The 26,089-nt window shown below is 61.1% G+C and carries 24 protein-coding genes; 21 read left to right on the top strand and 3 right to left on the bottom strand.

Going from position 1 to position 26,089, the window contains the following annotated elements; translation table 11 throughout:
* Positions 1 to 57 precede the first annotated feature (57 nt).
* The 10 genes from hisS (at position 58) to EGO55_RS02130 (ending at position 12,151) form a co-directional block, all read left to right on the top strand.
* Positions 58 to 1,296, top strand: a complete 1,239-nt coding sequence (gene hisS / locus EGO55_RS02175; protein ID WP_021689348.1) for a histidine--tRNA ligase — start codon at positions 58 to 60, stop codon at positions 1,294 to 1,296.
* Positions 1,293 to 2,363 carry a peptide chain release factor 1 gene (gene prfA / locus EGO55_RS02170; RefSeq protein WP_021689347.1) on the top strand — a complete coding sequence of 357 codons (1,071 nt, stop codon included), beginning with the start codon at positions 1,293 to 1,295 and terminating at the stop codon, positions 2,361 to 2,363. Before hisS ends, prfA begins: the two co-directional genes overlap by 4 nt.
* Complete coding sequence (gene prmC, locus EGO55_RS02165) at positions 2,356 to 3,207, top strand: peptide chain release factor N(5)-glutamine methyltransferase (RefSeq protein WP_040715033.1); 852 nt, start codon at positions 2,356 to 2,358, stop codon at positions 3,205 to 3,207. Before prfA ends, prmC begins: the two co-directional genes overlap by 8 nt.
* A gap of 210 nt (positions 3,208 to 3,417) precedes the next feature.
* The gene (locus tag EGO55_RS02160; RefSeq protein ID WP_021689345.1) at positions 3,418 to 4,134 is read left to right on the top strand and encodes a DUF4167 domain-containing protein; all 717 of its coding nucleotides are present in this window, start codon (positions 3,418 to 3,420) and stop codon (positions 4,132 to 4,134) included.
* A gap of 102 nt (positions 4,135 to 4,236) precedes the next feature.
* Positions 4,237 to 5,811 carry an apolipoprotein N-acyltransferase gene (gene lnt, locus EGO55_RS02155; RefSeq protein ID WP_021689344.1) on the top strand — a complete coding sequence of 525 codons (1,575 nt, stop codon included), beginning with the start codon at positions 4,237 to 4,239 and terminating at the stop codon, positions 5,809 to 5,811.
* A 48-nt stretch (positions 5,812 to 5,859) separates the two neighbouring features.
* The gene (gene metK, locus EGO55_RS02150) at positions 5,860 to 7,077 is read left to right on the top strand and encodes a methionine adenosyltransferase (RefSeq protein ID WP_021689343.1); all 1,218 of its coding nucleotides are present in this window, start codon (positions 5,860 to 5,862) and stop codon (positions 7,075 to 7,077) included.
* 426 nt (positions 7,078 to 7,503) lie between these two features.
* Positions 7,504 to 8,124, top strand: a complete 621-nt coding sequence (locus tag EGO55_RS02145) for a cysteine hydrolase family protein (RefSeq protein WP_040715032.1) — start codon at positions 7,504 to 7,506, stop codon at positions 8,122 to 8,124.
* A gap of 96 nt (positions 8,125 to 8,220) precedes the next feature.
* Positions 8,221 to 8,946, top strand: coding sequence for a trehalose-phosphatase (gene otsB / locus EGO55_RS02140; RefSeq protein WP_210766626.1), 726 nt, complete (start codon positions 8,221 to 8,223; stop codon positions 8,944 to 8,946).
* Entirely contained in the window at positions 8,931 to 10,754 is a 1,824-nt protein-coding gene (locus EGO55_RS02135; protein WP_021689340.1) for a glycoside hydrolase family 15 protein, read from the top strand. Before otsB ends, EGO55_RS02135 begins: the two co-directional genes overlap by 16 nt.
* Positions 10,751 to 12,151 (top strand): alpha,alpha-trehalose-phosphate synthase (UDP-forming), encoded by a 1,401-nt coding sequence (locus EGO55_RS02130; protein ID WP_021689339.1) that lies wholly within the window; start codon positions 10,751 to 10,753, stop codon positions 12,149 to 12,151. The genes EGO55_RS02135 and EGO55_RS02130 overlap by 4 nt, the downstream gene beginning before the upstream one ends.
* A 15-nt stretch (positions 12,152 to 12,166) precedes the next feature.
* Here EGO55_RS02130 and EGO55_RS02125 read toward each other — a convergent pair whose 3' ends face one another.
* Positions 12,167 to 13,036 carry an alpha/beta fold hydrolase gene (locus tag EGO55_RS02125; protein ID WP_021689338.1) on the bottom strand — a complete coding sequence of 290 codons (870 nt, stop codon included), beginning with the start codon at positions 13,034 to 13,036 and terminating at the stop codon, positions 12,167 to 12,169.
* 131 nt (positions 13,037 to 13,167) lie between these two features.
* Here EGO55_RS02125 and trxB point away from each other — a divergent pair, with 131 nt between their 5' ends.
* The 7 genes from trxB to EGO55_RS02090 all read left to right on the top strand — a co-directional run bounded on the left by trxB (position 13,168) and on the right by EGO55_RS02090 (position 20,597).
* Entirely contained in the window at positions 13,168 to 14,145 is a 978-nt protein-coding gene (gene trxB / locus EGO55_RS02120; RefSeq protein ID WP_040715101.1) for a thioredoxin-disulfide reductase, read from the top strand.
* A 196-nt stretch (positions 14,146 to 14,341) separates the two neighbouring features.
* Positions 14,342 to 15,553, top strand: coding sequence for a saccharopine dehydrogenase family protein (locus tag EGO55_RS02115; protein ID WP_040715031.1), 1,212 nt, complete (start codon positions 14,342 to 14,344; stop codon positions 15,551 to 15,553).
* A gap of 7 nt (positions 15,554 to 15,560) precedes the next feature.
* On the top strand, positions 15,561 to 15,911 hold the full coding sequence (locus EGO55_RS02110) for a DMT family protein (protein ID WP_021689335.1): 351 nt from the start codon (positions 15,561 to 15,563) through the stop codon (positions 15,909 to 15,911).
* The gene (locus EGO55_RS02105; RefSeq protein WP_021689334.1) at positions 15,911 to 17,110 is read left to right on the top strand and encodes a carboxynorspermidine decarboxylase; all 1,200 of its coding nucleotides are present in this window, start codon (positions 15,911 to 15,913) and stop codon (positions 17,108 to 17,110) included. The genes EGO55_RS02110 and EGO55_RS02105 overlap by 1 nt, the downstream gene beginning before the upstream one ends.
* 192 nt (positions 17,111 to 17,302) lie before the next feature.
* Positions 17,303 to 18,508 (top strand): type III PLP-dependent enzyme, encoded by a 1,206-nt coding sequence (locus EGO55_RS02100; RefSeq protein ID WP_021689333.1) that lies wholly within the window; start codon positions 17,303 to 17,305, stop codon positions 18,506 to 18,508.
* A gap of 198 nt (positions 18,509 to 18,706) precedes the next feature.
* The gene (locus EGO55_RS02095) at positions 18,707 to 19,387 is read left to right on the top strand and encodes a helix-turn-helix domain-containing protein (protein ID WP_021689332.1); all 681 of its coding nucleotides are present in this window, start codon (positions 18,707 to 18,709) and stop codon (positions 19,385 to 19,387) included.
* Between the two features lie 259 nt (positions 19,388 to 19,646).
* The gene (locus EGO55_RS02090) at positions 19,647 to 20,597 is read left to right on the top strand and encodes a GGDEF domain-containing protein (RefSeq protein ID WP_210766624.1); all 951 of its coding nucleotides are present in this window, start codon (positions 19,647 to 19,649) and stop codon (positions 20,595 to 20,597) included.
* A gap of 47 nt (positions 20,598 to 20,644) precedes the next feature.
* Here the strand turns inward: EGO55_RS02090 and hemA are convergent, their stop codons facing one another.
* Both hemA and murI read right to left on the bottom strand, forming a co-directional pair.
* Positions 20,645 to 21,865, bottom strand: a complete 1,221-nt coding sequence (gene hemA / locus EGO55_RS02085; RefSeq protein WP_021689330.1) for a 5-aminolevulinate synthase — start codon at positions 21,863 to 21,865, stop codon at positions 20,645 to 20,647.
* A gap of 107 nt (positions 21,866 to 21,972) precedes the next feature.
* Positions 21,973 to 22,740 (bottom strand): glutamate racemase, encoded by a 768-nt coding sequence (gene murI / locus EGO55_RS02080; protein ID WP_084619938.1) that lies wholly within the window; start codon positions 22,738 to 22,740, stop codon positions 21,973 to 21,975.
* 141 nt (positions 22,741 to 22,881) lie between these two features.
* Here murI and plsY point away from each other — a divergent pair, with 141 nt between their 5' ends.
* The 4 genes from plsY to EGO55_RS02060 all read left to right on the top strand — a co-directional run bounded on the left by plsY (position 22,882) and on the right by EGO55_RS02060 (position 26,082).
* Complete coding sequence (gene plsY, locus EGO55_RS02075) at positions 22,882 to 23,463, top strand: glycerol-3-phosphate 1-O-acyltransferase PlsY (protein WP_021689328.1); 582 nt, start codon at positions 22,882 to 22,884, stop codon at positions 23,461 to 23,463.
* Positions 23,464 to 23,472: 9 nt separating this feature from the next.
* The gene (dprA, locus tag EGO55_RS02070) at positions 23,473 to 24,561 is read left to right on the top strand and encodes a DNA-processing protein DprA (protein ID WP_021689327.1); all 1,089 of its coding nucleotides are present in this window, start codon (positions 23,473 to 23,475) and stop codon (positions 24,559 to 24,561) included.
* A 17-nt stretch (positions 24,562 to 24,578) separates the two neighbouring features.
* Positions 24,579 to 25,283: a hypothetical protein gene (locus EGO55_RS02065; protein ID WP_021689326.1), complete on the top strand. Its 705-nt coding sequence runs from the start codon at positions 24,579 to 24,581 to the stop codon at positions 25,281 to 25,283.
* A 127-nt stretch (positions 25,284 to 25,410) separates the two neighbouring features.
* Positions 25,411 to 26,082, top strand: coding sequence for a hypothetical protein (locus EGO55_RS02060; RefSeq protein ID WP_021689325.1), 672 nt, complete (start codon positions 25,411 to 25,413; stop codon positions 26,080 to 26,082).
* The last annotated feature ends 7 nt before the right edge of the window (positions 26,083 to 26,089 follow it).

Here is a 26,089-nt window from a genome sequence, read left to right as displayed (position 1 = left end):
GCCGAACGCGCTCAAGGATTGCGGAACGGCAGGGATGGCCCTAATCGCCGCGCCATTATGGCAACACAGACACCGCAAGCAATCCGGGGAACTCAGGATATTTTTGGCGCGGAGGCCGAAGCCTTCACCCGCGTGGTGGAAGCGTTCGAACGCCTGCGCCGGCTCTACAGGTTCCGCAGAGTCGAGATGCCGGTCTTTGAAAAGACGGCTGTTTTTTCCCGCTCCCTGGGTGAAACCACGGATGTCGTGTCGAAAGAGATGTATTCTTTCGACGATCGTGGCGGCGAATCGCTGACGCTGCGGCCCGAATTCACCGCCGGCATCGCCCGCGCCTATCTGACGGATGGCTGGCAGCAATATGCCCCGGTCAAGGTGGCGACTCACGGCCCGCTGTTCCGTTATGAACGCCCGCAGAAGGGGCGTTATCGCCAGTTTCACCAGATCGATGCCGAAGTGATCGGCTCTGCCGAACCGCAGGCCGATATCGAGCTGCTGGTTATGGCGGATCATCTGTTGCACGATCTCGGCATTGCCGATGGCGTGACCTTGCAGCTCAACACGCTGGGCGATGCCGACAGCCGTGAGGCATGGCGTGCCGCGCTGGTCGAGTATTTCCGCGCACATCGGGCCGATCTGTCGGAAGACAGCCAGGACCGGCTGGAGCGCAATCCGCTGCGAATTCTTGATTCCAAAGATCCACGCGACAAGCCGTTCACGGCCGATGCTCCCAGGATCGATGCGTATCTCTCTGCCGAAGCGCAGGATTTCTTCGGCACGGTTACCAGCGGGCTGGATGCGGCCGGCGTCGCCTGGACGCGCGCACCGGCGCTGGTGCGCGGGCTGGATTACTATCGCCATACCGCTTTCGAATTTGTCACCGACCGGCTTGGCGCGCAGGGCACGGTGCTGGGCGGTGGCCGCTATGATGGGCTGATCGAGGCGCTGGGCGGTCCGCCTACGCCAGCGGTAGGCTGGGCTGCGGGGATCGAACGGCTGGCGATGCTGTTGACCGACGTGGCCGAGCCCGCGCTGGACGTGATTCTCGCGATCGAGGATGATGCCGCGCTGCAATTTGGCATTCGTGCGCTCGCTGCCTTGCGCAGGGCCGGGCTGTCGGCTGACATGATCGCCAGCGGTTCACCCAAGAAGCGGTTTGACAAGGCGGTGAAAGTGAATGCCACGGCGCTGGCCGCGATTGCGATGCGCGATGGCCAGCCTGCGGTGAATTTGCGCGGTTCCGCCGAAGCGCCGGTCTATGTGGCGACGGAACAGGTTTTCGAAGACCTGCTGCAATGAGCATTCCTGACGAGCGCCTGGCCCAGCTTGCCGCGCGATTTGCGGAGTTGGAGGCGCGGCTGGCATCAGGGACGCTGGAGGGCGAGGCTTTCGTGAACGCGAGTCGCGACTATGCGGAACTGGAGCCAGTCGCCCGGGTCGCCGAAGAAGTGCGGACCATGCGGGGGGAACTGGCTGAACTCGAGTCGCTGGACGATGCCGATCCGGATATGAAGGCGCTGGCCGAGGAAGAAATCACCCGCCTGCGCAGCGAATTGCCGGAGGCGGAACGGCGCCTCGCCATTGCCATGCTGCCGCGCGATTCCGCCGATGCGCGCCCGGCCATGCTCGAAATTCGGGCGGGAACTGGCGGCGATGAAGCCGCGCTGTTCGCGGCCGATCTGTTCCGCATGTACGAACGGTATGCGGCGGAGCAGGGCTGGCGGGTGGAAACCATCAGCGTCAACGCCTCGGATATCGGCGGATTCAAGGAAGTGATCGCGAACGTTGCGGGTTCTGGTGTGTTCGCCAGGCTCAAGTTCGAAAGCGGGGTCCACCGCGTGCAGCGGGTGCCGGTGACGGAAAGCGGCGGGCGCATCCACACATCCGCAGCGACGGTCGCCGTCTTGCCTGAACCCGATGAAGTGGATGTGCAGATCGATGATAAGGATCTGAAAATCGACATTTATCGTGCATCCGGCGCAGGCGGGCAGCACGTTAATACAACCGATTCCGCTGTCCGCATCACCCATTTGCCCACCGGTATCGTGGTGACCCAACAGGACGAACGGAGCCAGCACAAGAACCGCGCGAAGGCGATGCAGGTTCTGCGCACGCGCATTTTCGATCTCAAGCGCGCCGAAGCCCATGGTGCCGAAGCGGAAGCGCGCAAGGCGATGGTCGGTTCGGGCGATCGTTCCGAACGCATCCGCACGTACAATTTCCCGCAAGGGCGGGTTACCGATCACCGGATCGGGCTGACGCTGCACAAATTGCCCGAAGTACTGGAAGGGCAGGGATTGGGCGAACTGATCGATGCGCTGACCGCCGAGGACGAGGCCAAGCGCCTTGCCGCGATGGGTGACTGACCTGCGCATAGCCCAGGCCTTGCGCGATGCCACCACGCAACTGGCGCAAGTTTCCGATACCGCACGGCTTGATGCCGAAGTGCTGATGGCGGTGGTGCTGGGGGTGTCGCGGTCCGATCTGCTGCTGCGCCATATGGCTGCGGACGTGCCGGGTGGATTTGCGGAGCTGGTCGCGCGGCGGATGACGCAGGAACCCGTTGCCTACATCACTGGCGAGCAGGAATTCTACGGGCGGCCGTTTCGGGTGAATCGCGATGTGCTGATTCCGCGTGGCGACAGCGAAGCCATTGTCGAGGCCGCTCTCGCTGCTGCACCGACGCCACGCCGCGTACTGGATTGCGGCACCGGATCGGGTGCGCTTTTGCTGACGGTGCTGGCGGAACGGCCCGAAGCGCACGGGGTCGGGATAGACCGGTCGGAAGGGGCGCTGGCTGTTGCACAGGACAATGCGGTGCGTCTGGGCCTTGCGGACCGGGCATTGATGCTGCGCCGTGACTGGGATGAACAGGGGTGGGCAGAAGGGCTGACGCAGTTCGACCTGATTCTCGCAAACCCGCCTTATGTTGAAGAAAACGCCGATATTTCTCAGTCGGTCCGAGGGTTCGAGCCCGGTGGGGCCCTGTTTGCCGGCCCGGCGGGACTCGATGCCTATCGCGTGTTGTTGCCGCAGCTTGTTCCCGTGTTGGCCGATAAGGGCATCGCGGTTGTGGAGATTGGTGCCGCACAAGCCGATCTGGTCGGGGCGATCGCCCGGAATGCGGGTTTCGATGTGCAACTGACACGGGATCTCGGGGGCAGACCTCGTGCGCTGACGTTACGATTTGGGCTTGGCAAGGCAGAATAACCCGGCTAGGCAAAAGAGGACCGTCGGTCGGATGCAAATTCCCGGCTTGAAGGTCATGCTCCAAAATTTGCACATCCACACGGGCCCCGAGCCTGAGTGTGATGCAGATGGCGGGACCATGTGAATGGGCCAAGCTCGCGCATGGTGCGGGATTTTGCGACCTGGCAGGCGCGTTATGCCTTCAGGTCTCGATTGAGGATGACATTTCCCTTGAACAACAATCGTAATAATCGCCGCAGGGGTCGTGGCAACAATCGCTCGCAGGGCGGCGGCAATCAGCTTAACCGGATCGACAGCAGGGCACGGGGCAATGCTCCGCAACTGCTGGAAAAGTATCGGAAGCTTGCGCACGATGCGTCGCTGAATGGTGATCGTGTCCAGACTGAGTATTATCTGCAATTTGCAGATCACTACTTCCGCGTACTTGCTGACGCCAAGGCGCGTCAGGATGAACAGCGCGTCCGTCGCGATGATACGCGCGAGCAGATGGTCGATTCGGACGACGACGATGAATTTGGCGGGTTCCATTCCGATCGTGGCCGTGCGCGTCGCCCGGAACGCGATGAACTGCCCGCGCAGGACAATGATGCCGAAAGCGGTTCTGATGCGGATTCGGAACAGGATCGTCAGGCAGCCCCCAACGAGTACGAGCCGCCGAGCAATCCCTTCACCCGCAGCAATCGGGAGCGCCCCGCGGCCCAGCGTCGGCAGCGCAAGCCGCGCGCCGATCAGGCCGAAGAGGCTGGGGATCGTGCTGTTGCCACAGACGATGCAGAGCCGAGTCTGGACCTGTCGGTGCTTCCCCCTGCGATCGGCGATCGCGGTGAAGACGAAGAGGTGAAGGCGCCTGCACCCCGTCGCCGCCGGACTGTGCGGGCCAAGCCCGCCGCAGAAGGCGATGATGAGACGCTGCAAAAAGCCAGCTGAATATCTGCCCCGCTTCGGCGGGGCAGTTCCTTTCTGGCTTCGCTGTGCAATTCACCGCGAACCGGGTTGCACTGGCACGCTGCGCACGGCACATGACGCGCGATGCGTTTGACCAGCTTTCTCGCAGAGATATTCGCGCGGCATCCGCGCTGGTCGGCGTTCTCCCTCGGGATCGTGTCGGCGCTGGGCTTTCGCCCTCTTGGCTTCTGGCCGCTTACCCTGATTGCGACCGGTATCTTGCTGTGGCTGGTGGCGGACACGCGGCGCGTGCGCGACGCGGCAGTCCTCGGCTGGTTGTTTGGCTGGGGCCATTTTACGCTCGGTAACAACTGGATCGCTACGGCGTTTACCTATCAGGCGGAAATGCCTGCCGCATTGGGCTGGGCGGCTGTTCCGGTGCTGGCGCTCTATCTTGCCGTTTATCCTTCAGTGGCTGCTGCAGGCGCGCGCGCGCTTGCCGGGCAGGGGATGCGATGGCCTCTGGCCGTGGCTTTTGCCGGTTGCTGGATCGTGGCCGAATGGCTGCGTGGCTGGATTTTTACCGGCTATGCATGGAATCCGCTGGGAATAGTGCTTCTGGGGGATTTCCAGTCGCAGGGGCTGGCGGCACTGGCCCCGTGGTTGGGCACATATGGCCTTTCCGGACTGGCGGCCGGGATCGCCGGGGCGGGTGCGCTATTCGTGGCCAAACGGTACTGGTTGCCGCTGGGAGTGCTGGCGGCGGTCCTGCTGGCGGTGCCGTTCCTGCCTGCGCCGGCAGCGCGTCTTTCCTCTTTGCCGCTGACTCTGGTTCAGCCCGATGTGCGACAGAATGACCTTAACGATGCGTCACAGTACGAAGCCCAGTTTTCGCGCATCGCGTCCCTGAGCCTGCCAAAACAGCCGGGCGCAACGCGTCTGGTTCTCTGGCCCGAGTCGGGCGTTCCTGATTATTTGCAGGATGGCTATCCGCAGCATTTCTATGATCAGATGACTGCGGGCAGGGACCCGGCCTTTGCGCGGGGGCGGATCGGGCGGGTTATTGGGCCGGGCAGCCTGTTGATGACCGGTGCGGTCGATCTGGAGATTACACAAGGGCAGGTGGTGGGCGCGCGCAATGTTGTGACCGCGATCGACGATACGGGCCGTATTCGCGCAAGTTATGCGAAGGCGCATCTCGTCCCCTATGGCGAATATCTTCCGTTGCGCTGGTTGCTGGAACCGCTGGGCGCGTCCCGTCTGGTCGCCGGGGCCCTGGATTTCTGGCCCGGCCCCGGTCCGCGCACGCTCGATCTTGGGGCATGGGGGCAGGCCGGGATCCAGATTTGCTACGAAATCACGTTTTCGGGTGAAGTGGTCGATCGGGATCATCGCCCACAGTACATTTTCAACCCGTCCAACGATGGCTGGTTCGGGAACTGGGGCCCGCCGCAGCACCTCGCGCAGGCGCGCCTGCGTGCGATGGAGGAAGGGCTGCCTGTCTTGCGGGCAACCACCACGGGTATCAGCGCGGTGATCGATGCACATGGCATCGTACGCGCGCATGTGGCGCCGTTCCAGGCAGGCCGGATTGACACGAAAGTGCCCGAGGCCTTGCCGCCGACGCCGTTCGCCCGGCTGGGCAATGTCCTGCCACTGTGCTGGGCGACTGTGCTTATCCTTCTGGCACTTGTTGCCAGACAAAGGCGGCGAGGCTAGACCGCCCTACGAACTTTTCGACCCACGATGGTGAAGGACCGACGCCGCATGCGCGCCAATTACCTGTTTACTTCCGAGAGTGTTTCCGAAGGCCATCCCGACAAGGTTTCAGACCAGATATCCGATGCCATTGTCGATCTGTTCCTGTCGAAGGACCCTCAGGCGCGTGTCGCCTGCGAAACGCTGACCACCACCAACCGGGTGGTTCTGGCTGGTGAAGTGCGTGGTGAAGGGATGATCGACCGCGATGGCAACTGGGCGCCTTCTGCTCAGGAAGATATCCAGTCGCGCGTGCGGCAGGTCGTCAAGGACATCGGTTATGAACAGCAGGGCTTCCATTGGCAGAACCTGACGTTCGAAAACCACCTGCATCCGCAGTCTTCCGATATCGCGCAAGGTGTCGATGCCGATGGCAACAAGGATGAAGGTGCTGGCGATCAGGGGATCATGTTCGGGTTCGCCTGTGACGAAACCCCCGATCTGATGCCCGCAGCGCTGGATTACAGCCACAAGATTCTGCAGCGCATGGCGGACGACCGGAAATCGGGCAAGGCGGCGTTCCTCGAACCCGATGCCAAGAGCCAGGTTACCCTGCGTTTCGAGGATGGCAAGCCGGTCGCGGCCACCGCGATTGTGGTCTCGACCCAGCACGCGCCGGGGTATCACGAAGGCGCGAAGGAAGCGGAACTGAAATCCTATGTGAAAGGCGTTGTCGCGGACATACTGCCCGCTGCGCTGCTTTCCGAGGATACCGTCTATCACATCAACCCCACCGGCAAGTTCGAGATCGGCGGGCCGGATGGCGATGCCGGGCTGACCGGGCGCAAGATCATTGTTGACACCTATGGCGGTGCTGCGCCGCATGGCGGCGGGGCCTTTTCGGGCAAGGACCCGACCAAGGTCGATCGGTCGGCGGCCTATGTCACGCGCTATCTGGCGAAGAATATCGTGGCAGCGGGCCTTGCCCGGCGCTGCACGATCCAGGTGGCCTATGCCATCGGTGTGTCGCAGCCGCTGTCGCTCTATGTCGATACCCATGGCACCGGCACGGTTGGCGATGATCGTCTGGAACAGGCCGTGATGGAAGTCGCCAATGCGCGGCTTGGCGGGCTGACACCGCGCGGTATCCGCGAAGGTCTGGGGCTCAACCGGCCGATTTACCAGAAGACCGCAGCCTATGGCCATTTCGGGCGCAAGGCCAACGGCGATGCGTTCCCGTGGGAGCGCACGGATCTGGTTGACGATCTCAACGCCGCGCTGGCCTGACTTTTACACGGCGAGGCCAGCGTCCAGCCACCCGCGATCCGTCAGCACTGCCACAGGGATAAGTCTTCGTGGCAGTGCTGTACTGCTGTGTTGTCAGGCCAGCAGCGTGATCACGTAAATGACCATCAGAGTCACCATGGCGGCAAACACGAAAAACCATCTCGTGTTGTAGTCGGGATGGATAGGAACACGCATAACGCCCTCCTTACGATTTTGCCCCAACCGGGGAAGCATTCGTCGGGGCTTCAACGGATGCGATTGTACTCCTCCGGTGCGGCGATGGAAAGCATTCCGGCATCGTGCATTTTCCATGCCATGGCCCCAGTCTTGTCTCCACAGAGCCGGAATGGGGCGCGTTACGCTTGATACCCGGGCGTCTGATGCCATCCTGCGGTAATGCGGGACGGCATGGGTGCGGGAGAAGGCATGAGCAAGGACAAGGCGTTCACCATCATTGGCCGTGCTGCGCTGATTATCAGCGAATGCCAGCGCGGGGTGATAGAGCCGGAACGGACAATCTTCCCCGGTTTGGCGAACGAGGTCGGGCGACGGGGGATTGTGCCGCGTATCGCGCGTCTGGCCGATTGTTTTCGCGCTGCCACCCTGCCTGTGATTCATGCCACGGCGGCCCACCGCGCCGATTTCCTCGACGTGAAGCCGAATACCCTGGTCGATGCTCTGGTGCGCAAGAATCGGACGATGGTGGCGGGCACGCCCGATGTGGCTATCGTGCCAGAGCTCGCGCCGCTTCCTCAGGATATCGTGATGGAGCGCAGTTCGGGGATGATCCCTTTCCTGGGCACCGCGCTCGATCCAATTCTGCGGCGGATGGATATCGAAACCGTGGTGATCACCGGGGTTTCGACCAATCTTGCCGTGTCCGGATCGGCCTTTGCCGCATCTGAAATGGGTTATCACGTGGTCATTCCCGAGGATTGCATCGCGGGTGCCGATCCGGATGTCCATCGGGCAATCGTGGATGGGCAATTGCGCATGCTCGCGCGGATTGTGGATGCCGAAGCGGTCATATCGGCGCTCGCCCTGTAATTTTTATTATTTAATTCAGTATTTTGCTGCAACTGCGTTGACCAATCGCCGGCAGTCCGTAATCTTGTGCCCATGCTTGGGACGGCCACCCTTGAAATGCCGCCTCCTTTCGCGCTGCTGCGGAATGCAGGCCCGGTTTCGTTGTTCGTCGATTTCGACGGAACGCTGATCGACATAGCGCCCACACCCGATGCGATAACCGTTTCCCCCGATCTTTCGGGCAATCTGGAGCGGCTGTCACGGATGCTGGACGGGCGTCTGGCGCTGGTCAGCGGGCGGTCGTTGGACAATCTGGCGCGCTATCTGGGCCCCGATATCGCCTTGGCCCGGGCGGGCACGCATGGGCTGGAGCGCGTGGGTGCCGATGGTTTGCAACTGGGTGATCGGCCCGCGCCTATTGCCGATGCCGTGCGCGTGGAAATGGAGCAGTTCGCCGCCAGCGTGGCGGGCTTGCACTACGAGAGCAAACCCTACGGTGCGGCGCTGCACTATCGTGGGGCACCGGATCATGGGGCAGCCTGCGATGCCTTTGTCGGTGCGCTTGCCGCACGGCATGGATTGAAGGTCAAAACCGGCAAATGCGTTGTCGAAGCGGTGCCGCAGAAAGCGGACAAAGGGGCGGCTGTGCGCGCATTCATGCAGGAGCCGGTGTTCCGCGGCAGTCTGCCGATTTTTCTGGGCGACGATGTGACCGACGAGGATGGTTATCGGGCAGCGATGGAATTCGGCGGATTCGGGATCGTCGTCGGGCGCAGGCGCGATACGTGCGCCGCCTATAGTCTCGAAACACCAGCGGAGGTGCATGCATGGCTCAATCTCTGACCACACCCACCGAAAGTTCGCTCGATCTCTGGCCCATTGGCAATTGTCAGGTCAGCGGCCTGATCGACAACACGGGAGGGCTGGTCTGGGGTTGTGTTCCGCGTGTCGATGGCGATCCGGTGTTCTGTGCGCTGCTCAATGGTGAGAAGCAGGATTGCGGTGTCTGGCGGTTCGAACTGGAAGGGCAGGTTTCCGCGACACAGGAATATGTGCGCAATACGCCGATCCTTGTCACCCGGCTGGTGGCGAAGGACGGCAGTGCGGTGGAAATAATCGATTTCTGCCCGCGTTACGAACGATCGGGGCGGATGTATCGCCCGGTTGCCTATGCGCGGGTGGTGCGCCCGATCGCGGGGGTGCCGCGCATGCGGATCGTGCTGTGCCCGATGCGGGATCGCGGGCAGTTTGTTGCGGAATCGACCAATGGCACCAATCACATCCGTTATCTGATCGGGCCGGAGGTTATCCGCCTCAGCACCGATGCGCCGGTCGGCTATATTCTGGAACGGCGCCTGTTCCGGGTGGAAAGCGATTTCCATTTCTTCCTCGGCCCGGACGAGCCGTTCTCCGGCAACTTGCGGGCCGAAATCCGGTACATGGAAGAACAGACGTCGAAGTACTGGCGGCACTGGTCGCGCGGGCTGGCGACCCCGTTCGAATGGCAGGACGAAGTGATCCGTTGCGCGATCACGCTGAAGCTGTGCCAGCACGAAGAAACCGGTGCGATTGTCGCCGCTCTGACGACCTCGATCCCCGAAGCGCCCTTTTCGCAGCGGAATTGGGACTACCGATACTGCTGGATACGCGATTCCTATTATACCGTGCAGGCGCTGAACCGGCTGGGCGCGCTGGACGTGCTGGAAAAGTATCTCACGTATCTGCGCAATATCGTCGATTCCGCGAAAGGCGGGCAAATCCAGCCGCTCTATTCCGTCATGGGCGATCCCGAACTCGATGAAACCACCGCCAGCCACCTTGCCGGTTATCGCGGGATGGGGCCGGTGCGGATCGGCAATGCCGCATACAAGCAGGTGCAATACGATTGCTATGGCCAGATCGTCCTGCCGACAGCGCAAGGGTTCTTCGACCGTCGGCTTCTGCGTATGGCCACAGACAGCGATTTCGCGGCCCTGGAAGAAGTGGGCGAGATGGCGTGGAAGATGCACGATCAGCCCGACGCGGGCCTGTGGGAATTCCGCACAAGGCAACAGGTGCACACCTATTCGGCCGTGATGAGCTGGGCCGCCTGCGACCGGCTGGCCAATGTGGCCGATCATCTGGGGCGGGCGGATCGTTATGCGGTTTGGCGGGAAAGAGCCGATGCGATCCGCAAGACGATTGAGGAACACGCCTGGGTTGCGGCGGGTGAAGGGGAAGGCGGCGGCCATTACGGTGCGTCGTTTCAGGACGGCTATCTCGATGCCAGCCTGCTGCAAATGGTGGAACTGCGGTTTCTCCGGCCCGATGATCCGCGCTTTCTTTCCACCTTTGCCGCGATCGAAAAGGCGCTGCGGCGCGGCGAACATATGCTGCGTTATGCGCACGAGGATGATTTTGGCACGCCGGAAACCGCCTTCAATATCTGTACCTTCTGGTTGATCGAGGCGCTCTATCTGGCGGGGCGCAACGAGGAAGCGCGCGGCCTGTTCTCGATCATGCTGAGCCATCGGACCAAATCTGGTCTCCTGTCCGAAGACATGGATTTCGAGACGGGCGAATTGTGGGGCAACTTCCCGCAGACTTATTCGCTGGTCGGCGTGATCAACTGCGCCGGTCTGCTGTCGAAATCGTGGAATACCGTGCGATGAGCAGGCTTGTTCTCATATCCAATCGCGTTGCGGTGCCCAAGGCACGCGGGGCGGCCGGGGCGCAAGGCGGTCTGGCGGGGGCACTGAACGCGATGCTGAAGAAGCATGGCGGGATATGGTTCGGGTGGTCCGGTGCGGAAACGGATGCCTTCACCGGTGCGCTGGCCGTTACCCGAACCGACGATGTGACCATCGCGACGATCGATCTCGAACCGCAGGATGTGGAGGAATATTACAACGGCTACGCGAATTCCACGCTGTGGCCGCTGTTCCATTACCGCATCGATCTGGCGCAGTTTCACAATGAATTCGGGCTGGGTTACGAACGTGTGAACGAACGCTTCGCGCAGAGCGTCGCGCCCCTGATCGAATCTGACGATCTCATCTGGGTGCATGATTACCATCTGATTCCCTTGGGCGAACGTTTGCGCAGTCGGGGGATGAAGAACCGGATCGGGTTTTTCCTGCACATTCCCTGGCCGCCCACCCGACTGTTCGTGTCGCTGCCGTTTCATGAGCGGCTGGTGCAGACCATGCTGCATTACGACCTGCTGGGGTTCCAGACCGATGAGTGGCTGGACAGCTTTCTGAATTACTGTGCCCGTGAACTGGGCGCCGCAGTCGATTACGATACGGGGCGGATCACGCATAACGGCCATACGACTGTGGCGCGCGCCTATCCGATCGGGATCGATTACAATCATCTGGTGGCGCAAAGCCTGTCGGAGCAGGCGAAAGCGGCCCATTTCCGCATAGTGGAGAGTACGCGCCACCGCACTGCGATGATCGGCGTGGATCGGCTGGATTATTCGAAGGGATTGCCGGAGCGGATCGACGCGATTGGCCATTTCTTCGATCTTTATCCGGAAAAGGCGCGCGAGCTGGTTTATATCCAGATCGCGCCGCCCAGCCGCGAGGATATTCATTCCTACCAGAAAATCCGCGAACTGCTGGAGCAGAAGGCCGGGCAGATCAACGGTGCGCGATCCGAAGTGGACATGGTGCCGATCCGCTACGTCAACCGGGGCTATACGCTGGCGGAACTGACGGGGTTTTACCGGGCGTGCAAAATCGGGCTGGTGACGCCCTTGCGCGACGGGATGAATCTGGTGGCCAAGGAATATGTCGCCGCGCAGGACCCGGATGACCCCGGCGTGCTGATCCTGTCACGCTTTGCCGGGGCCGCCGTGCAGTTGCAGGATGCCCTGCTGGTCAATCCCTATAGCGTGGACGATGTTGCCCATGCGATCCATGTCGCGCTGAATATGCCGCTGGAAGAACGCAAGATGCGCTGGGAAAAGCTGAGCCGCAGCGTGCGCGAGGACAATATCCTGCGCTGGACCGATCGTTTCGTTGGCGACCTCGAGACCATTGCGCAAGGCGTGCTGCCTGCCTGACAGTGCGGCGCGGGATTAGAGGAAGCCGCGCAATTCCCGCATGAAGCGGTCGAACTGGTCATGGTGCAACCAGTGGCCCGCATTCTCGAATTCTTCCAGTCGCGCGTTCTGGAAGAAATCCAGCCGTCCATCGGTTGCAGGGCTGGGGAAGAAGCTGTTCTTGCCCCACAGCAGCAGCGTCGGGCAGGTGATGGCCGCCCAGAGCGACTGGATCTGTTCGGGGGTCAGGTCGGAAAACGGCCAGACGTTGAGATAGGGATCGAACTTCCAGCTGAAGGTGCCATCCTCGTTGCGGCTGGCGCCGTGCACAGTCAGGTGGCGGGCCTGTTCTTCGGTGAGATAATCGTTTTCCTCGATCATCCGGCGATAGGCGGCTTCCAGCGTGGGGTACCGGCGCGGCGCGCGGCCCGATGCCCCGCGCTTGCGTTCGATCCATTCGCGAAACAGGTCGGCCATGGGCAGGCGCTTGCGGTCCAGCAGATCCTGCGGGGTCAGGCCAAGCCCTTCGATATTCACATATTTGGCGACTTTTTCGGGATAAAGCCCCGCGAACCGCGCCGTAATATTGCCGCCCAGCGAATGGGCGACGATCGTGACCTTGTCATAGCCCAGCGTGTGCACAAGCTGCGCGAAATCATAGACATAGGCGTTGAAGGTGTAATTGCCGTCAGCCGACCACGCGCTGTCGCCATGCCCGCGCAGATCGGGGCAGATGACGTGCCAGTCCTTGCGCAGTTCTTCTGCCACCCAGTCCCAACTGCGGCAATGATCGCGCCCGCCATGTTGCAGGATAAGGGGGGGAGCATCCGGATTGCCCCAGTCCACGTAATGGAGCTTGAGGCGCTGCGAGATGAAGCTGTTCGATGTGGGGCCGAGTATTTTCACAGCGATAGCTTTGCGCGGTTCTCCGGAGCCAGTCAATCGGGGCGAAGAAAGCTCTGCTTGCCCTGCCGATAGAACGAGCGGGGGTGGCATTCCGGGGCCTGCCGCCCTATCTGCGCGGTTCGGAGGAATTCATGGCGATTCACAAGACACGCATGCTCATTATCGGTTCGGGCCCGGCGGGCCTGTCGGCGGCAATCTATGGCGCGCGCGCCGGGATGGAGCCGATCGTAGTGCAGGGGCTGCAACCCGGCGGGCAGCTGACGATCACCACCGATGTCGAGAATTATCCCGGTTTCCGCGATGTGATTCAGGGGCCGTGGCTGATGCAGGAAATGCAGGCGCAGGCCGAACATGTCGGCACGCGGATGCTGTGGGATACGATTGTCGAAGTCGATCTTGCCCATGGATCGCCGTTCCGGGCCATCGGCGATGGCGGCGATGTCTATGAAGGCGATACGCTGGTGATCGCCACGGGCGCGCAGGCGAAATGGCTGGGCGTCCCCGGGGAAGAGCTGTTTTCGGGGAAGGGCGTGTCTGCTTGCGCCACGTGCGACGGGTTTTTCTATCGCGGCAAGAAGGTCGTGGTGATCGGCGGCGGCAACACGGCCGTGGAAGAAGCGTTGTACCTAACCAATCACAGCGATGACGTGACCCTGATCCACCGCCGCGATGAACTGCGGGCGGAAAAGATCCTGCAGGATCGCCTGTTCGCCAATCCGAAGATTTCGGTGCTGTGGAACAAGGCGGTTGAAAGCTTCCTTGGCGATCCCACGGGCGTGGGTCTGACGGCCCTGTCGCTGCGCGATACGCAGACCGGCGAGATGAGCGAATTCGCCACACAGGGCGCGTTCGTTGCCATTGGTCACGCGCCCTCGACCGAACTGTTCGCGGGTAAGTTGCCGACGGACGATTCCGGTTATCTGATCGTCGAGCCGGGTACGCCCAAAACGGCCATTCCCGGCGTGTTCGCCTGCGGTGACGTGATGGATCATACCTATCGTCAGGCGGTGACTGCCGCTGGCACCGGGTGCATGGCCGCGCTGGATGCCGAACGGTTTCTGGGCACGCTGGAATTCGCCCGCAACGAAGCGGAAACGGCCGGGGCGTAAAGCCCCCGCATGTTGGCGGCGCTATAACCTCCGCCAATCGCACGGCCTGTTTTCAAGGGTGTACTGGGTCTGCCGGATGGCGGATGCTTTTGCCGTTACCGCCTGAGCAGGCCATACATGTGCACGCGGGCCTGTATTGTGCTGTCATAATCCGGGCCTATATGCCCGGCTTCCGCTTCGGCCAAAGGAGACGTTCGTGAGCAGGGTATTGGTGATCGGTGCAGGTGGTGTCGGTTCTGTTGCTGTCCATAAGATGGCGATGAATCCCGGTATTTTCAGCGATATCCATCTCGCAAGCCGGACGAAGAGCAAGTGTGATGCAATTGCCGAATCGGTGAAGCAGCGTACCGGTGTGGCCATCGCCACATATGCCATCGATGCCGACGATGTTCCGGCGACCACCGCGCTGATCGAACAGATCCAGCCGCGGCTCGTCGTCAATCTGGCGTTGCCCTATCAGGATCTCGCGATCATGGACGCGTGCCTTGCCACGGGCGTCGATTATCTCGACACGGCCAATTACGAACCGCTCGACGAAGCGAAGTTCGAATACAAGTGGCAGTGGGCCTATCACGATCGCTTCAAGGAAAAGGGCATTATGGCCCTGCTGGGCAGCGGGTTCGATCCCGGTGTGACCAGCGTTTTCGCCATGTGGCTGAAGAAGCACAAGCTCAAGACCATTCGCACGCTGGACATCCTCGATTGCAACGGTGGTGACCACGGTCAGGCGTTTGCCACCAACTTCAATCCCGAAATCAACATCCGCGAAGTGACCGCGCCCGCGCGCCATTGGGAAAACGGCGATTTCGTCGAAACGCCGGCCATGGCCAACAAGGTCGAATTCGATTTCGAAGGCGTTGGCCCCAAGAACATGTACCTGATGTATCACGAGGAACTGGAAAGCCTGGCGCGGTTCATCCCCGAGATGGAGCGCGGCCGGTTCTGGATGACCTTCGGCGATGAATACATCAAACACCTGACCGTGTTGCAGAATGTCGGCATGACCCGGATCGATCCGGTGATCTACAACGGGCAGGAAATCATTCCGCTGCAGTTTCTCAAGGCGGTTCTGCCGGAACCCGCCAGCCTCGGCCCGACGACGAAGGGCAAAACCAATATCGGCGATATCGCAACGGGCGAAGCGCTGGATGGCAGCGGTGAAAAGACGTTCTACATCAAGAATATCTGCGACCATGAAGACGCCTATGCCGAAACCGGCAACCAGGCTGTCAGCTATACCACCGGGGTTCCCGCGATGATTGGCGCCGCGATGGTGCTGACCGGTGCGTGGAAGGGTGAGGGCGTGTTCAATATCGAACAGTTCGATCCCGATCCGTTCATGGATATGCTGAACCAGCACGGCCTGCCGTGGTCGGTGGAAGAACTGCCCGGGCCGGTGGCTTTTTAATCGCACGATGAACTGGAACGCGCTTGTCCCTGTCGGTTTGCTCGCAGGGTCGAACCTGTTGATGAACCTCGCATGGTATGGCCATCTCAAGGCGCCTTCACGGGCCTTGTGGCTGGCCATCCTCGCAAGCTGGGGCATCGCGTTCTTCGAATACTGTCTCGCCGTGCCCGCCAACCGGATTGGCGCGCGCACATATTCGCTCGCCGAACTGAAAACGTTGCAGGAAGTTCTCTCGCTGGTGACGTTCGTCATCATTGCCTGGGTGCTGTTCGATCAACGTCCGGGGCTTAGCCAGATGCTGGGCTTCGTTCTCATTGCGGCTGGCGCTTTCTTCATATTCAAGGCACCTTTCGGCTGATGGAAACCCGTGCTGGAGATCCCGGGGCGTTTGCCCGTTTCGACCTGTATCGCGTCGATAGCCCTGCATTCGTGGTGGATGCGGCGAAATTGCGTGAGAATTTGCGGATACTCGATGATATCCGTGAACGTTCGGGCGCGAAGGTTCTGGGGGCGCTGAAAGCGTTCTCGATGTGGTCGACAGCGCCGATTCTGGGCGAGTATCTCGACGGGGTTTGCACCTCGGGGCTGTGGGAAGCGCTGCTTGCCGCAGAACACTATGACGGCGAAATCGCGACTTATTGCGCCGCTTATAAAGCGGAAGATCTGGATGAGATCTGCCGCCTGTCCGATCATGTGATCTTCAATTCGCCGATGCAGATCGAACGGTTCAGCGATGTGCTGTTGCGGGCCCGTGCACGCGGCGATGATTTCGATGTGGGCCTGCGTATCAACCCGATGCATGCCGAAGGCGAAGTGCCGCGGTATGATCCGTGCGCCCCCCATTCCCGGCTCGGCTTCCCGATCAATCAGTTGAAGGCCGAACATCTGGAAATGGTCGATGGCGTCCATTTCCATACCCTGTGCGAACAGGATTTCGAACCGCTGGCCCGGACGTGGGACGTGGTGTTCGATCATCTGGAGCCTTATTTCGATCAGCTCAAATGGCTGAATTTCGGGGGTGGGCATCATATTACCCGCGCCGATTACCAACGCGATGAACTGGTGGAGTTCCTGAAGGACGTTCAGGACGACACGGGGTGCGAAGTCTATCTGGAGCCCGGTGAAGCCGTGGCGCTTGATGCCGGTATCCTGGTCGGGACGCTGCTGGATTCGCACTGGAATGGCATGCCCCTGGCAATCACGGACATTTCCGCGACCTGCCATATGCCCGATGTGATCGAGGCGCCCTATCGCCCGGCACTGCTTGGCGAAGAGCCGCTGGATGGGGTGCAAATCGACGAGGGGCAGGGCGGGGCCGTGCGACTGGGCGGGCCATCCTGTCTCGCAGGCGATGTGATTGGCGACTATCGCCTCCCCGTGCCGTGCGAGCCGGGGCAGCGCATCGCGTTTCTGGATCAGGCGCATTATTCCATGGTGAAGACCACGACGTTCAACGGCGTGCCACTGCCATCGATCTGGTTGTGGGATTCGGAAAGCGACTCGCTCGAACAGATTCGCCGCTTTGGCTACGAGGACTTCCGTAACCGTCTTTCATGATCGTTCGAAAGGTCGGGTGAATTCCTTCTAACTGCCCGGTTTTATTTGGAATATCCGGCACATCGAACGATGGGGCGCATTTTCACTTGCAGTTCATCTCGCCGGGTTTATAGCCCACCCCCGCTGCCCCAAGGGGACTTCCAAACCGCAAGGCAGCCTTTGTCTAACTAACCGTTATGGGGGTCCCTTGAGTTGTACATCTATCCTGATGCATCGGCTGTAGTCCGCGACCTCGCGCCGGACGAACCTGTAATTCTCAACCGCCCGCACGCAGCTGCGCGCGCCGGACGCTTCTTTGCGGAGAAGTTCCCGGGCAAATCGCTGTATGCGGTGAAGGCGAATCCCTCGCCCGATCTCATCGAGATTCTGTGGGCCTCGGGCATCACGCATTACGATGTGGCCTCGATTGCGGAAGTGCGGATGGTGCGTGGCCTGCTGCCCGATGCCACGCTGTGCTTCATGCATCCGGTCAAGACCGCCAGCGCAATTCGCGAAGCCTATTTCGACCACGGCGTTCGTACGTTCAGCCTCGATACCGAGGAAGAACTGAACAAGATCGTCGAAGCGACGAAGGATGCTGCGGGGAATGTCGCGGCTGACCTGCGCCTCTGCGTGCGTCTGCGCGTGTCTTCGGAATATTCCGAACTGAGCCTCGCGTCGAAGTTTGGCGTGGATCTCGCCAATGCCGCGCCGCTGCTGCAGGCAACCCGTCAGGTCGCCGACTGGCTGGGTGTCTGCTTCCATGTCGGAAGTCAGGCGATGACCCCGTTCGCCTATGTGCAGGCGCTTGATCGCGTGCGTGCGGCGATTGCCCAGGCTGCTGTCACGGTCGACATCGTCGATGTCGGGGGTGGTTTTCCGTCGGTTTATCCGGGGATGGAACCGCCGCCGCTGGAAGACTATTTTGCGATCATCCATCGCCATTTCGAAGCGCTGCCGATCGCTTACAACGCCGAACTGTGGTGCGAACCCGGTCGTGCGCTGTGCGCGGAATACAGCTCGCTGATCGTCAAGGTCGAGAAGCGTCGCGGTGAAGAACTGTACATCAATGACGGCGCTTACGGCGCGTTGTTCGACGCGGCGCATGTGGGCTGGCGTTTCCCGGTGAAGGTGCTGGACGCAAGCCGTTCTGCGTCGGAAGCGGAATTCGCGTTCTATGGTCCGACCTGCGACGATGCCGACTATATGGAAGGCCCGTTCATGCTGCCCGGCGATGTGGTGGCGGGTGACTATATCGAGGTTGGCATGCTTGGCGCCTATGGTTGCGCGATGCGCACCGCATTCAACGGTTTCGGCCGTGGGGAAGTGGTTCGCGTGGCGGATGAGCCCATGGCAAGCCTCTATCGTGGGGATCGGGCCGATCCGCGCCAGAGCGACAATGTGGTGAGCCTGCGCTAAGGGCTTCCGCGATCAGAAAAAATCAGGCCTCGCGAGAAATCGCGAGGCTTTTTTTATGCGTTGGTTCACGCATATCGCGCACGGGTTGTCGAAAAAATTTACTTTTCAGTCCGGGATAGGAGTAAATTCCCTAACGGTTCCTAACCTCGTCTTAACCACTGAGAGGCACTGTGGACTTCCTTTCGGGAGTCAACGCTAATGGCCAATAAGGCGCATTCTGAAGATTTGTTGCAGAGCGTTATTGCAAGGGCGCCACGTCGCGCTGTTAAGCTTGATGTGCGCGGCGCGGGCATGCGTGGTGGCAGCGCATTCATGACATTGTACAATATCTCGGAAACGGGTCTTCTGCTGCACAGTGAAGCGGCTCTGGACGTGGACGATATTATTTCGATCGATCTGCCAGAGGCCGGGGGCGTGCAGGCGAGCGTGATCTGGCGAAGCGGCGGCCTGATAGGTTGCCAGTTTGCGACGCCTATCGGGAAGAATGTGTTGAGCGCGGTGGCGCTGCGCAGTGCGGTTCCCGATGTGGAGAGAGATGGCAATCGCCCGATGGATGCGGTGCCGGCGTCTGTATCCGGTGATGAATCGTTCGGTGGCCGTTTGCACCGGTTGCGGAAGGAAAAAGGGCTGACGCAGGGCCAGATTGCCACATTGCTTGGTGTGAGCAAGCCAACCGTCTGGGCTTGGGAACAGGGCCGTGCGCGGCCGGTCGAAAGTCGCCTGGATGCTCTCGCACAAGTGCTGTCTGTCGATCGGTCAACATTGATGGCTGAACCCGATATGTCGGTTCTGGGTGAGCTTCTGACACGCAGCAAGGAACAGATTGCGCAGGCCTTCGGTACCCGGCCTGACAATGTGCGCATCATGATCGAACTTTGATCTGCCTATTTGCTCGTATATCGCGCTGTTTCCGTGTTTTAGGAAATCGTAAAAACACGGAAAGGTGCGGGGTATCACGCAGTAGTTGTGTGATTTAGTTAAGATATGTATAATTAATAAAAGTAAGGTAATGGATTCGATTAGTTAGTAACAGTTAGTTAACTATTGATGTATTACTTATACTAAAGGTAGTCCGTTTGGGGATTTTGGTGTTTCCGGATGGCGGGCAATGTTTGTTCATTGGCGTTGAGTTGGCCCCGTGTCGCATGCTGTGCTGATGGATGTCGTTAAATGGCCGGGGGCTGAACGACGGATGGAGATAAAGTTTACGCCGCAAGAGAGCTCGACGCTCTACGGTCTGCTTGCGGACAGCACGTCGGATATTATTCTAAAGACCGACCCGGATGGTTTTATCATCCACGCGTCACCGGCAATGGAACACCTCGGACTGCCGCTGCCCGATCCGCTGGTCGCACCACATTTGCTCGATCTCATCCACCCTTCCTGTGAAGATACGGTCATGGCGGAGCACAATGCTGCGCTTCAGGGCGCGCAGGAGCATGTGTGGTTCGAAGTGGCGGTGCTGGCGGCTGATCGTCGCAAGCGGTGGTTTGAAATGCAGATACGCCGTCTGGAAGACGCCGAGGGCAAGGTTTATGGTGCGCTGAGCATCATGCGCAACATCGATGAGCGACGGGAACTGGAGCGCAGGGTTTTCGTTGCGGAGCTTACCGATCCGGTTACGGGATTGAGCAATCGCAAGGCATTTATGTCCATGCTCCAGCATCTCGTCGATGAGCGCAGGAATGGCTCGCTGGCACTGTTCTGCATCGATTATTTCCAGGCCATCAACATGCAGCACGGCCAGTCGGTCGGCGACAAGGTCCTGGTGGTGTTTTCCGATCTGCTGCGCACGATGACGCGCGAAGGGGATATCGTTTCGCGGATTGGTGATGAAAGTCTGGGCGTGATCCTGCCCGGCACCGATTGTGAAGAAGCGCGCGCGATATGCCAACGGATCGTGACGACTTTGTCCGAACTGCGGCGTGAATCCGGTGTGGACAGTTTTACGATCACCGCCAGTGCGGGCATATCGCGCATCGCTGAATCGGTGGATGACACGATAAAGCGGGCGGAACTGGCGCTGTTTCTGGCCAAGGCCAAGGGGCGCAATCGTCTTGAAATGGAAAGCGCGCCCCGGGCGAAATAGGCTGTTGGCGGCGCGTTACCGCGCGCCGCGCCGTTTATCGTTGGCGATCAGGCCGCCTGCTTGAGTTCCAGATCAAGCCGATCCCAGATTTCGAGCAATGCCGATGTCAGATCGCGCATCATCTCTTCTGAATGGGTCGGCCCGGGGGTGAAACGGAGCCGTTCCGTACCGCGCGGCACCGTGGGGAAATTGATCGGCTGGACGTAAACGCCATATTCGGCGAGGAGGATGTCGCTGATTTTCTTGGCACGTACCGGATCGCCCACCATCAGCGGGACGATATGGGTGGTGGTGTCCATCACCGGCAGGCCGGCATCCGCAAACATCTGCTTGAGTGTGGCGGCAGCGGCCTGTTGACCATCGCGTTCCAGGCTGGACGATTTGAGATGCTTCACCGATGCCAGCACCCCGGCCACGAGAACGGGGCTGAGCGAGGTGGTAAAGATAAACCCGGGCGCATAGCTGCGGATGCAGTCGATAATCTTGGAATCGGCGGCGATATACCCGCCCATCACGCCAAAGGCCTTGCCCATGGTGCCTTCAATGATGTCGATCCGGTGGGCGGCTTCATCCCGTTCGGAAATGCCGCCGCCGCGCGCGCCGTACATGCCGACAGCATGCACTTCGTCGATATAGGTCAGGGCATTATACTTTTCAGCGAGATCGCAGATCGCGTGGATGGGGGCGACATCGCCATCCATCGAATAGACGCTTTCGAAGGCGACCAGCTTGGGCACGGAAGGGTCTTCCGCCGCCAGCAGTTCTTCGAGATGCTGCATGTCATTATGGCGCCAGACGCGCTTTTCGCAGCCGGAATTGCGAATGCCGGCGATCATGCTGGCATGATTGAGTTCGTCGGAGAAGATCACGCAGCCGGGCAGGAGTTTTGCCAGCGTGGAAAGCGTGGCATCGTTCGAGACGTAGCCGCTGGTGAACAGCAGGGCCGACTGCTTGCCATGTAGGTCGGCGAGTTCCTGTTCCAGTTCGATGTGATAGTGGGTGTTGCCGCCGATGTTGCGCGTGCCGCCCGAACCGGCGCCGACATTGTGCAGCGCCTCTTCCATGGCGGCAATCACCTTGGGGTGCTGGCCCATCGCGAGATAGTCGTTCGAACACCAGACGGTAATCGTCTTGGGGCCGTTGTGCCCGTGGAAACAGCGCGCATTGGGGTAGGCGCCCTTGTTCCGCAGAATGTCGATAAACACGCGATAGCGCCCCTCCGAATGGAGCCGTTCAATCGCCTGGTCGAATATGTGTTCGTAATTCAACGGACCTGCCCGTCTTGCACGCCAAATGCGCAGCCAGTTTTGCGGCGCCTTTACCCGATGGGGCAGAGGAACGCCAGCGCAGAATGCCGATCATTGTGAACGGAAATTCAAAAGACTTCGGCGCGCTCGATACCATAGCGGGCAAGCGATGGCAAAAGCGTGGAATCGAGCGGGCCGCCGGTGAATACGGCATAATCGGGTATCGCGCGGGCATAGGCTTGCCCTTGGGTGAGCGAGGCGATCCGCCGTGCGATCCCCGTTGCGCCGTCGACGAACCGGACCCCGGGGCCGAAGGCGCGGGCGAGTTCATCCTGCACCAGCGGGAAATGGGTGCAGGCCAGGACCACCGTGTCGATCCGTTCGCCATCGGCCTGTGCGCGAAGACCGGCAGCAGCCTCTTCGAAAACGGATGCGGGGACCGGCAGGCCGCGCAGCCGTGCCTCCGCCGCTTCGACAAGGCCCGGCGCGGCATGGCGGATCAGGCGCTTGCCACGGGCAAATTCGGCTTCAAGATTATCGACATAGGCCTGCCGGATCGTCGCCGCCGTACCGAGCAGGCCGATAACCCCGGTTTGGGTCAGGCCGGCGGCCGGCTTGATTGCGGGCACCGTGCCGACAATCGGGACATGCAGCACGTCACGCGCCATGCCCAGGGCAATCGTGGACGCGGTGTTGCAGGCAATACAGGCAAGGCGGGGGCGAAACCGTTCGGTCATCCGCCCGAGCAGCCCGGCCACGCGCGCCGCGATTTCCGCCTCGCTCTTCGTGCCGTAAGGTAATCCTGCATTGTCAGCGGCATAGATAATCGGCGCCGCGGGCAGGGCCTTGCGCAACTCGGCCAGCACGGAAAGGCCGCCGACACCCGAATCGAACATCAGGATTGGTGCTGCGGGATCGGTATTGGCGTTCAAGCGGGCCTCGTGTGAATTTCGCACGGTCTATACTTCTACCGGTGCGGATACAAAAAAGAAAAGACGGGGCTTCGCCAATCGCACGACGCAAGATAAGGGAGAGGGATGGACTGGATCACTGCTTTCCTTCTCGCCTATCTGCTCGGTTCCGTGCCGTTCGGCCTGCTGTTGACGCGTCTCGCAGGGACGGAGGATCTGCGCAGTATCGGATCCGGCAATATCGGCGCGACCAATGTCTTGCGGACGGGGCGCAAGGGGCTGGCGGCGGGCACACTGCTGCTGGATCTGGTGAAAGGCGCGGCGGCAGTCCTGCTGGCGCATCATTTCCTGCCCGGCACCGAAGGGCTGGCCGCGCTCGCGGCGGTGATAGGCCACTGTTTCCCGGTCTGGCTGAAGTTCCGTGGGGGCAAGGGCGTGGCGACGACTGCCGGGGTGGCGTTCGGTCTCGGCTGGCCCATCGGGCTGGCCTATGCGCTGGTGTGGATCGGTATGCTGGCCCTGACCCGCATCTCGTCGCTGTCGGGCATCTGTGCGGCTGTGGCGCTGCCCATTGCCGGTTATGCCATGGGCCGGGCCGATCTCCTGCCGTGGCTGGTGGCGATTGCCGCGCTGGTGATCGTTCTGCACCGCGCCAATATTGCGCGCCTGCGCAACGGCACTGAACCGCGCGTCGGCAAACGGGGATAGAGCGCCGCCATGCCGTTGACGCAGCAGGAAGCCTTTGCCCGTATCCGTCTGCTGCGTTCTCCCCATATCGGGCCGGTCAGTTATCGCCAGTTGCTGCGTCGCTATGGCGATGCGGCGACGGCGCTGGAGGCCTTGCCGGACATGGCGGGCCGTGGCGGGCGCCCCTATCGCGCGGCCCCGGCGGAGCGGATCGAGAGCGAAATCTCTGCCGTGCGTAAGGCCGGTGCGCGGTACCTGTTTCACGATTCCCCCGATTATCCGCCTCTGTTGCGGGAAATTGCGGGCTACCCCCCGATCCTGATCATGCGTGGCGATCCCGCGCTGGCCGCGCGGCCAGCCGTGGCAATTGTGGGCGCGCGCAACGCCTCTGCGGCTGCGATCAAGCTGGCGGGGGACTTTGCCACGGCGCTGGCGGATGCTGGGTTCGTTGTCGTTTCAGGGCTGGCGCGGGGGATCGACGGGGCGGCCCATCGCGGCAGCCTGCCATCCACCATTGGCGTCATCGCCAGCGGGATCGAAATCGCCTATCCGCCCCAACATGCCGAGCTGCAGGAACGGATTGCCAGCGAAGGCCTGCTGATTGCCGAACAGCCACCCGGCACCGAACCGCGGGGGAGCCATTTCCCCAGCCGCAACCGAATTATTGCCGGGCTGGCGGCAGGGACGCTGGTGGTCGAAGCCGCGCCGCAATCGGGGTCGCTGATTACCGCGCGGCTGGCAGCAGAGGCTGGGCGCGAGGTGATGGCCATTCCCGGTTCGCCGCTGGAAGCGCGGTCGCATGGCTGCAACCAGTTGATCCGGGATGGGGCGATTCTGGTGCAGTCGCCGCAGGATGTGATCGAACTGATTTCGGGCTTTGACGGGCACGCGCACGCGCGGTTTCGCGAACTGTCCCCGGCCTATCAGGATGCGGTGGAGGAACTGGCAGAGGAGCCCGCCGATGTGGCAGGGTTGCTGTCGCTGGCGCCGGTGGCCGTGGATGAACTGATCAGGCAGAGCGGGGCAGGGGCCGCAGCGGTGCAGCTTGCCCTGCTCGAACTGGAAATTGCAGGGCGGCTGGTGCGCCATGCCGGGGGGCGTGTCAGCCTGACCGGCTGACCATAAAGGAGGGGGAAATGAACAGATCAGCGAATTTTTCGGGCATTCTTGGTGAAACGGCAAACCTGATCGGCGGGGGCTTGCCGCATATCGGCCTGTTCGTGCTGGCACTCGGCACAGTCAACGCGTTGGGGCCAATTGCCGGTCTTGCCGAGGCTTCCGACCAGATCGTCGGGTTCAACTATGCGGTGAATGCCAATTACGGGGCTGTCGGCGCGTTGTATCAGCTCGTCGCCCTGATTTTCTCCTTTGTCGCATCCTATTTCCTGATTGCGAAATTGCTGGGCACCCGGGGCCTCCTGCGTGCGGGGGGAACGCGTATCTGGGCTTATGTCGGTATGTCGATCCTGAGCGGGATAGCGATGGTCTTCGGGCTGTTGCTGGTGATTGTGCCGGGCATCGTGCTGTGGGCGCGGTGGAGCGCGGCCACCGGTTTTCTTGTCGGGGAAGGGCAGGGCGTAACCGATGCCTTGTCGAGCAGCTGGGAAGCCACGAGGGGCCATAGCTGGGCGATCTTTTTCGCCGGGCTGGTGGTCGTTGTGGGATTGCTCATCCTGGGCGGTGCACTGGGGGCGAGCGCCGCGTTGGGCGCATCGAACACGATTGGGCTCGTCCTGTCCGGCTTTGCCGAAGCGTTTGCCAATGCCGTGCTCGCGGCGTTCGGCATTGCCATTTACGTGCTCGTCAGGAGCGAAAGCCATATCGAAGACGTGTTCGCCTGACCACATGGGCTTAGCCCGCACGGGATGACGATCTGGCGCAACCCCCACGCGGGCAATCGTGTTAGCCTTGCGGATCAAAGGATTATCTCGCATGACCGGCTTTCGCTTTGCTTGAGGGGACTTGCAGATGCTTCATCCGGACAGCCCATTGAGCGTGCGGGTTCAGGCGTTTTTTGCGATGACGGGGGCGATCATTGCGAAATCGGCTCTGCCAAGCGGTCTCTATGTGGTGGGCATGTCCGCGCTTGGCAGCGGGATCGATATCTCGGGGTTGGCGGACGAGGCCAGTGGCAACCTTGCGCTCAATGTGGCGACTCTCGTTGCGGGCTTCTTCCTGTCGCGCACCATGCTTTCCGGTTCGGGCATGCTTGCTGTGGCGGGGGGCGCACGGTTCGGCGCCTATTTCGGCCTGAGCATCCTGTCGGGCCTGGGAATTATACTGGGCTTCGTGCTGTTGGTCCTGCCGGGAATCTTCCTGCTGATCCGCTGGCTCCCGGCGTTCGGGTTCCTGCTGGGGTCGGAAGAAAGTGTGTCGCGGTCCCTGCGGTTGAGCTGGGAGCGGACGCGGGGGCATTTCTGGGCCATTCTGGTCGGCGCGGCGCTGCCGATCCTCTTGCTGGCGGCCGGAGGCACGATCTACTTCGTCGCGCTGACGAGCGAGCTGTTTTCGTCCAATGCGCTGTTCGTGGTTGCCAATATCGCGCTGTATACCTTCACTGTCGTGGGTTCTGCCTATGGCTTCGCGATCTATGCCCTGTTGAAAGATGACGCGGGCGAATTGTCAGGCGTGTTCGTTTGAAGCAGGC

Source organism: Caenibius tardaugens NBRC 16725 (assembly GCF_003860345.1).
In the GTDB taxonomy this organism is placed as follows: domain Bacteria; phylum Pseudomonadota; class Alphaproteobacteria; order Sphingomonadales; family Sphingomonadaceae; genus Caenibius; species Caenibius tardaugens.
The sequence above is the reverse complement of the archived record's forward strand: the minus strand, read 5'-3'. Positions and strand labels throughout refer to the sequence as shown.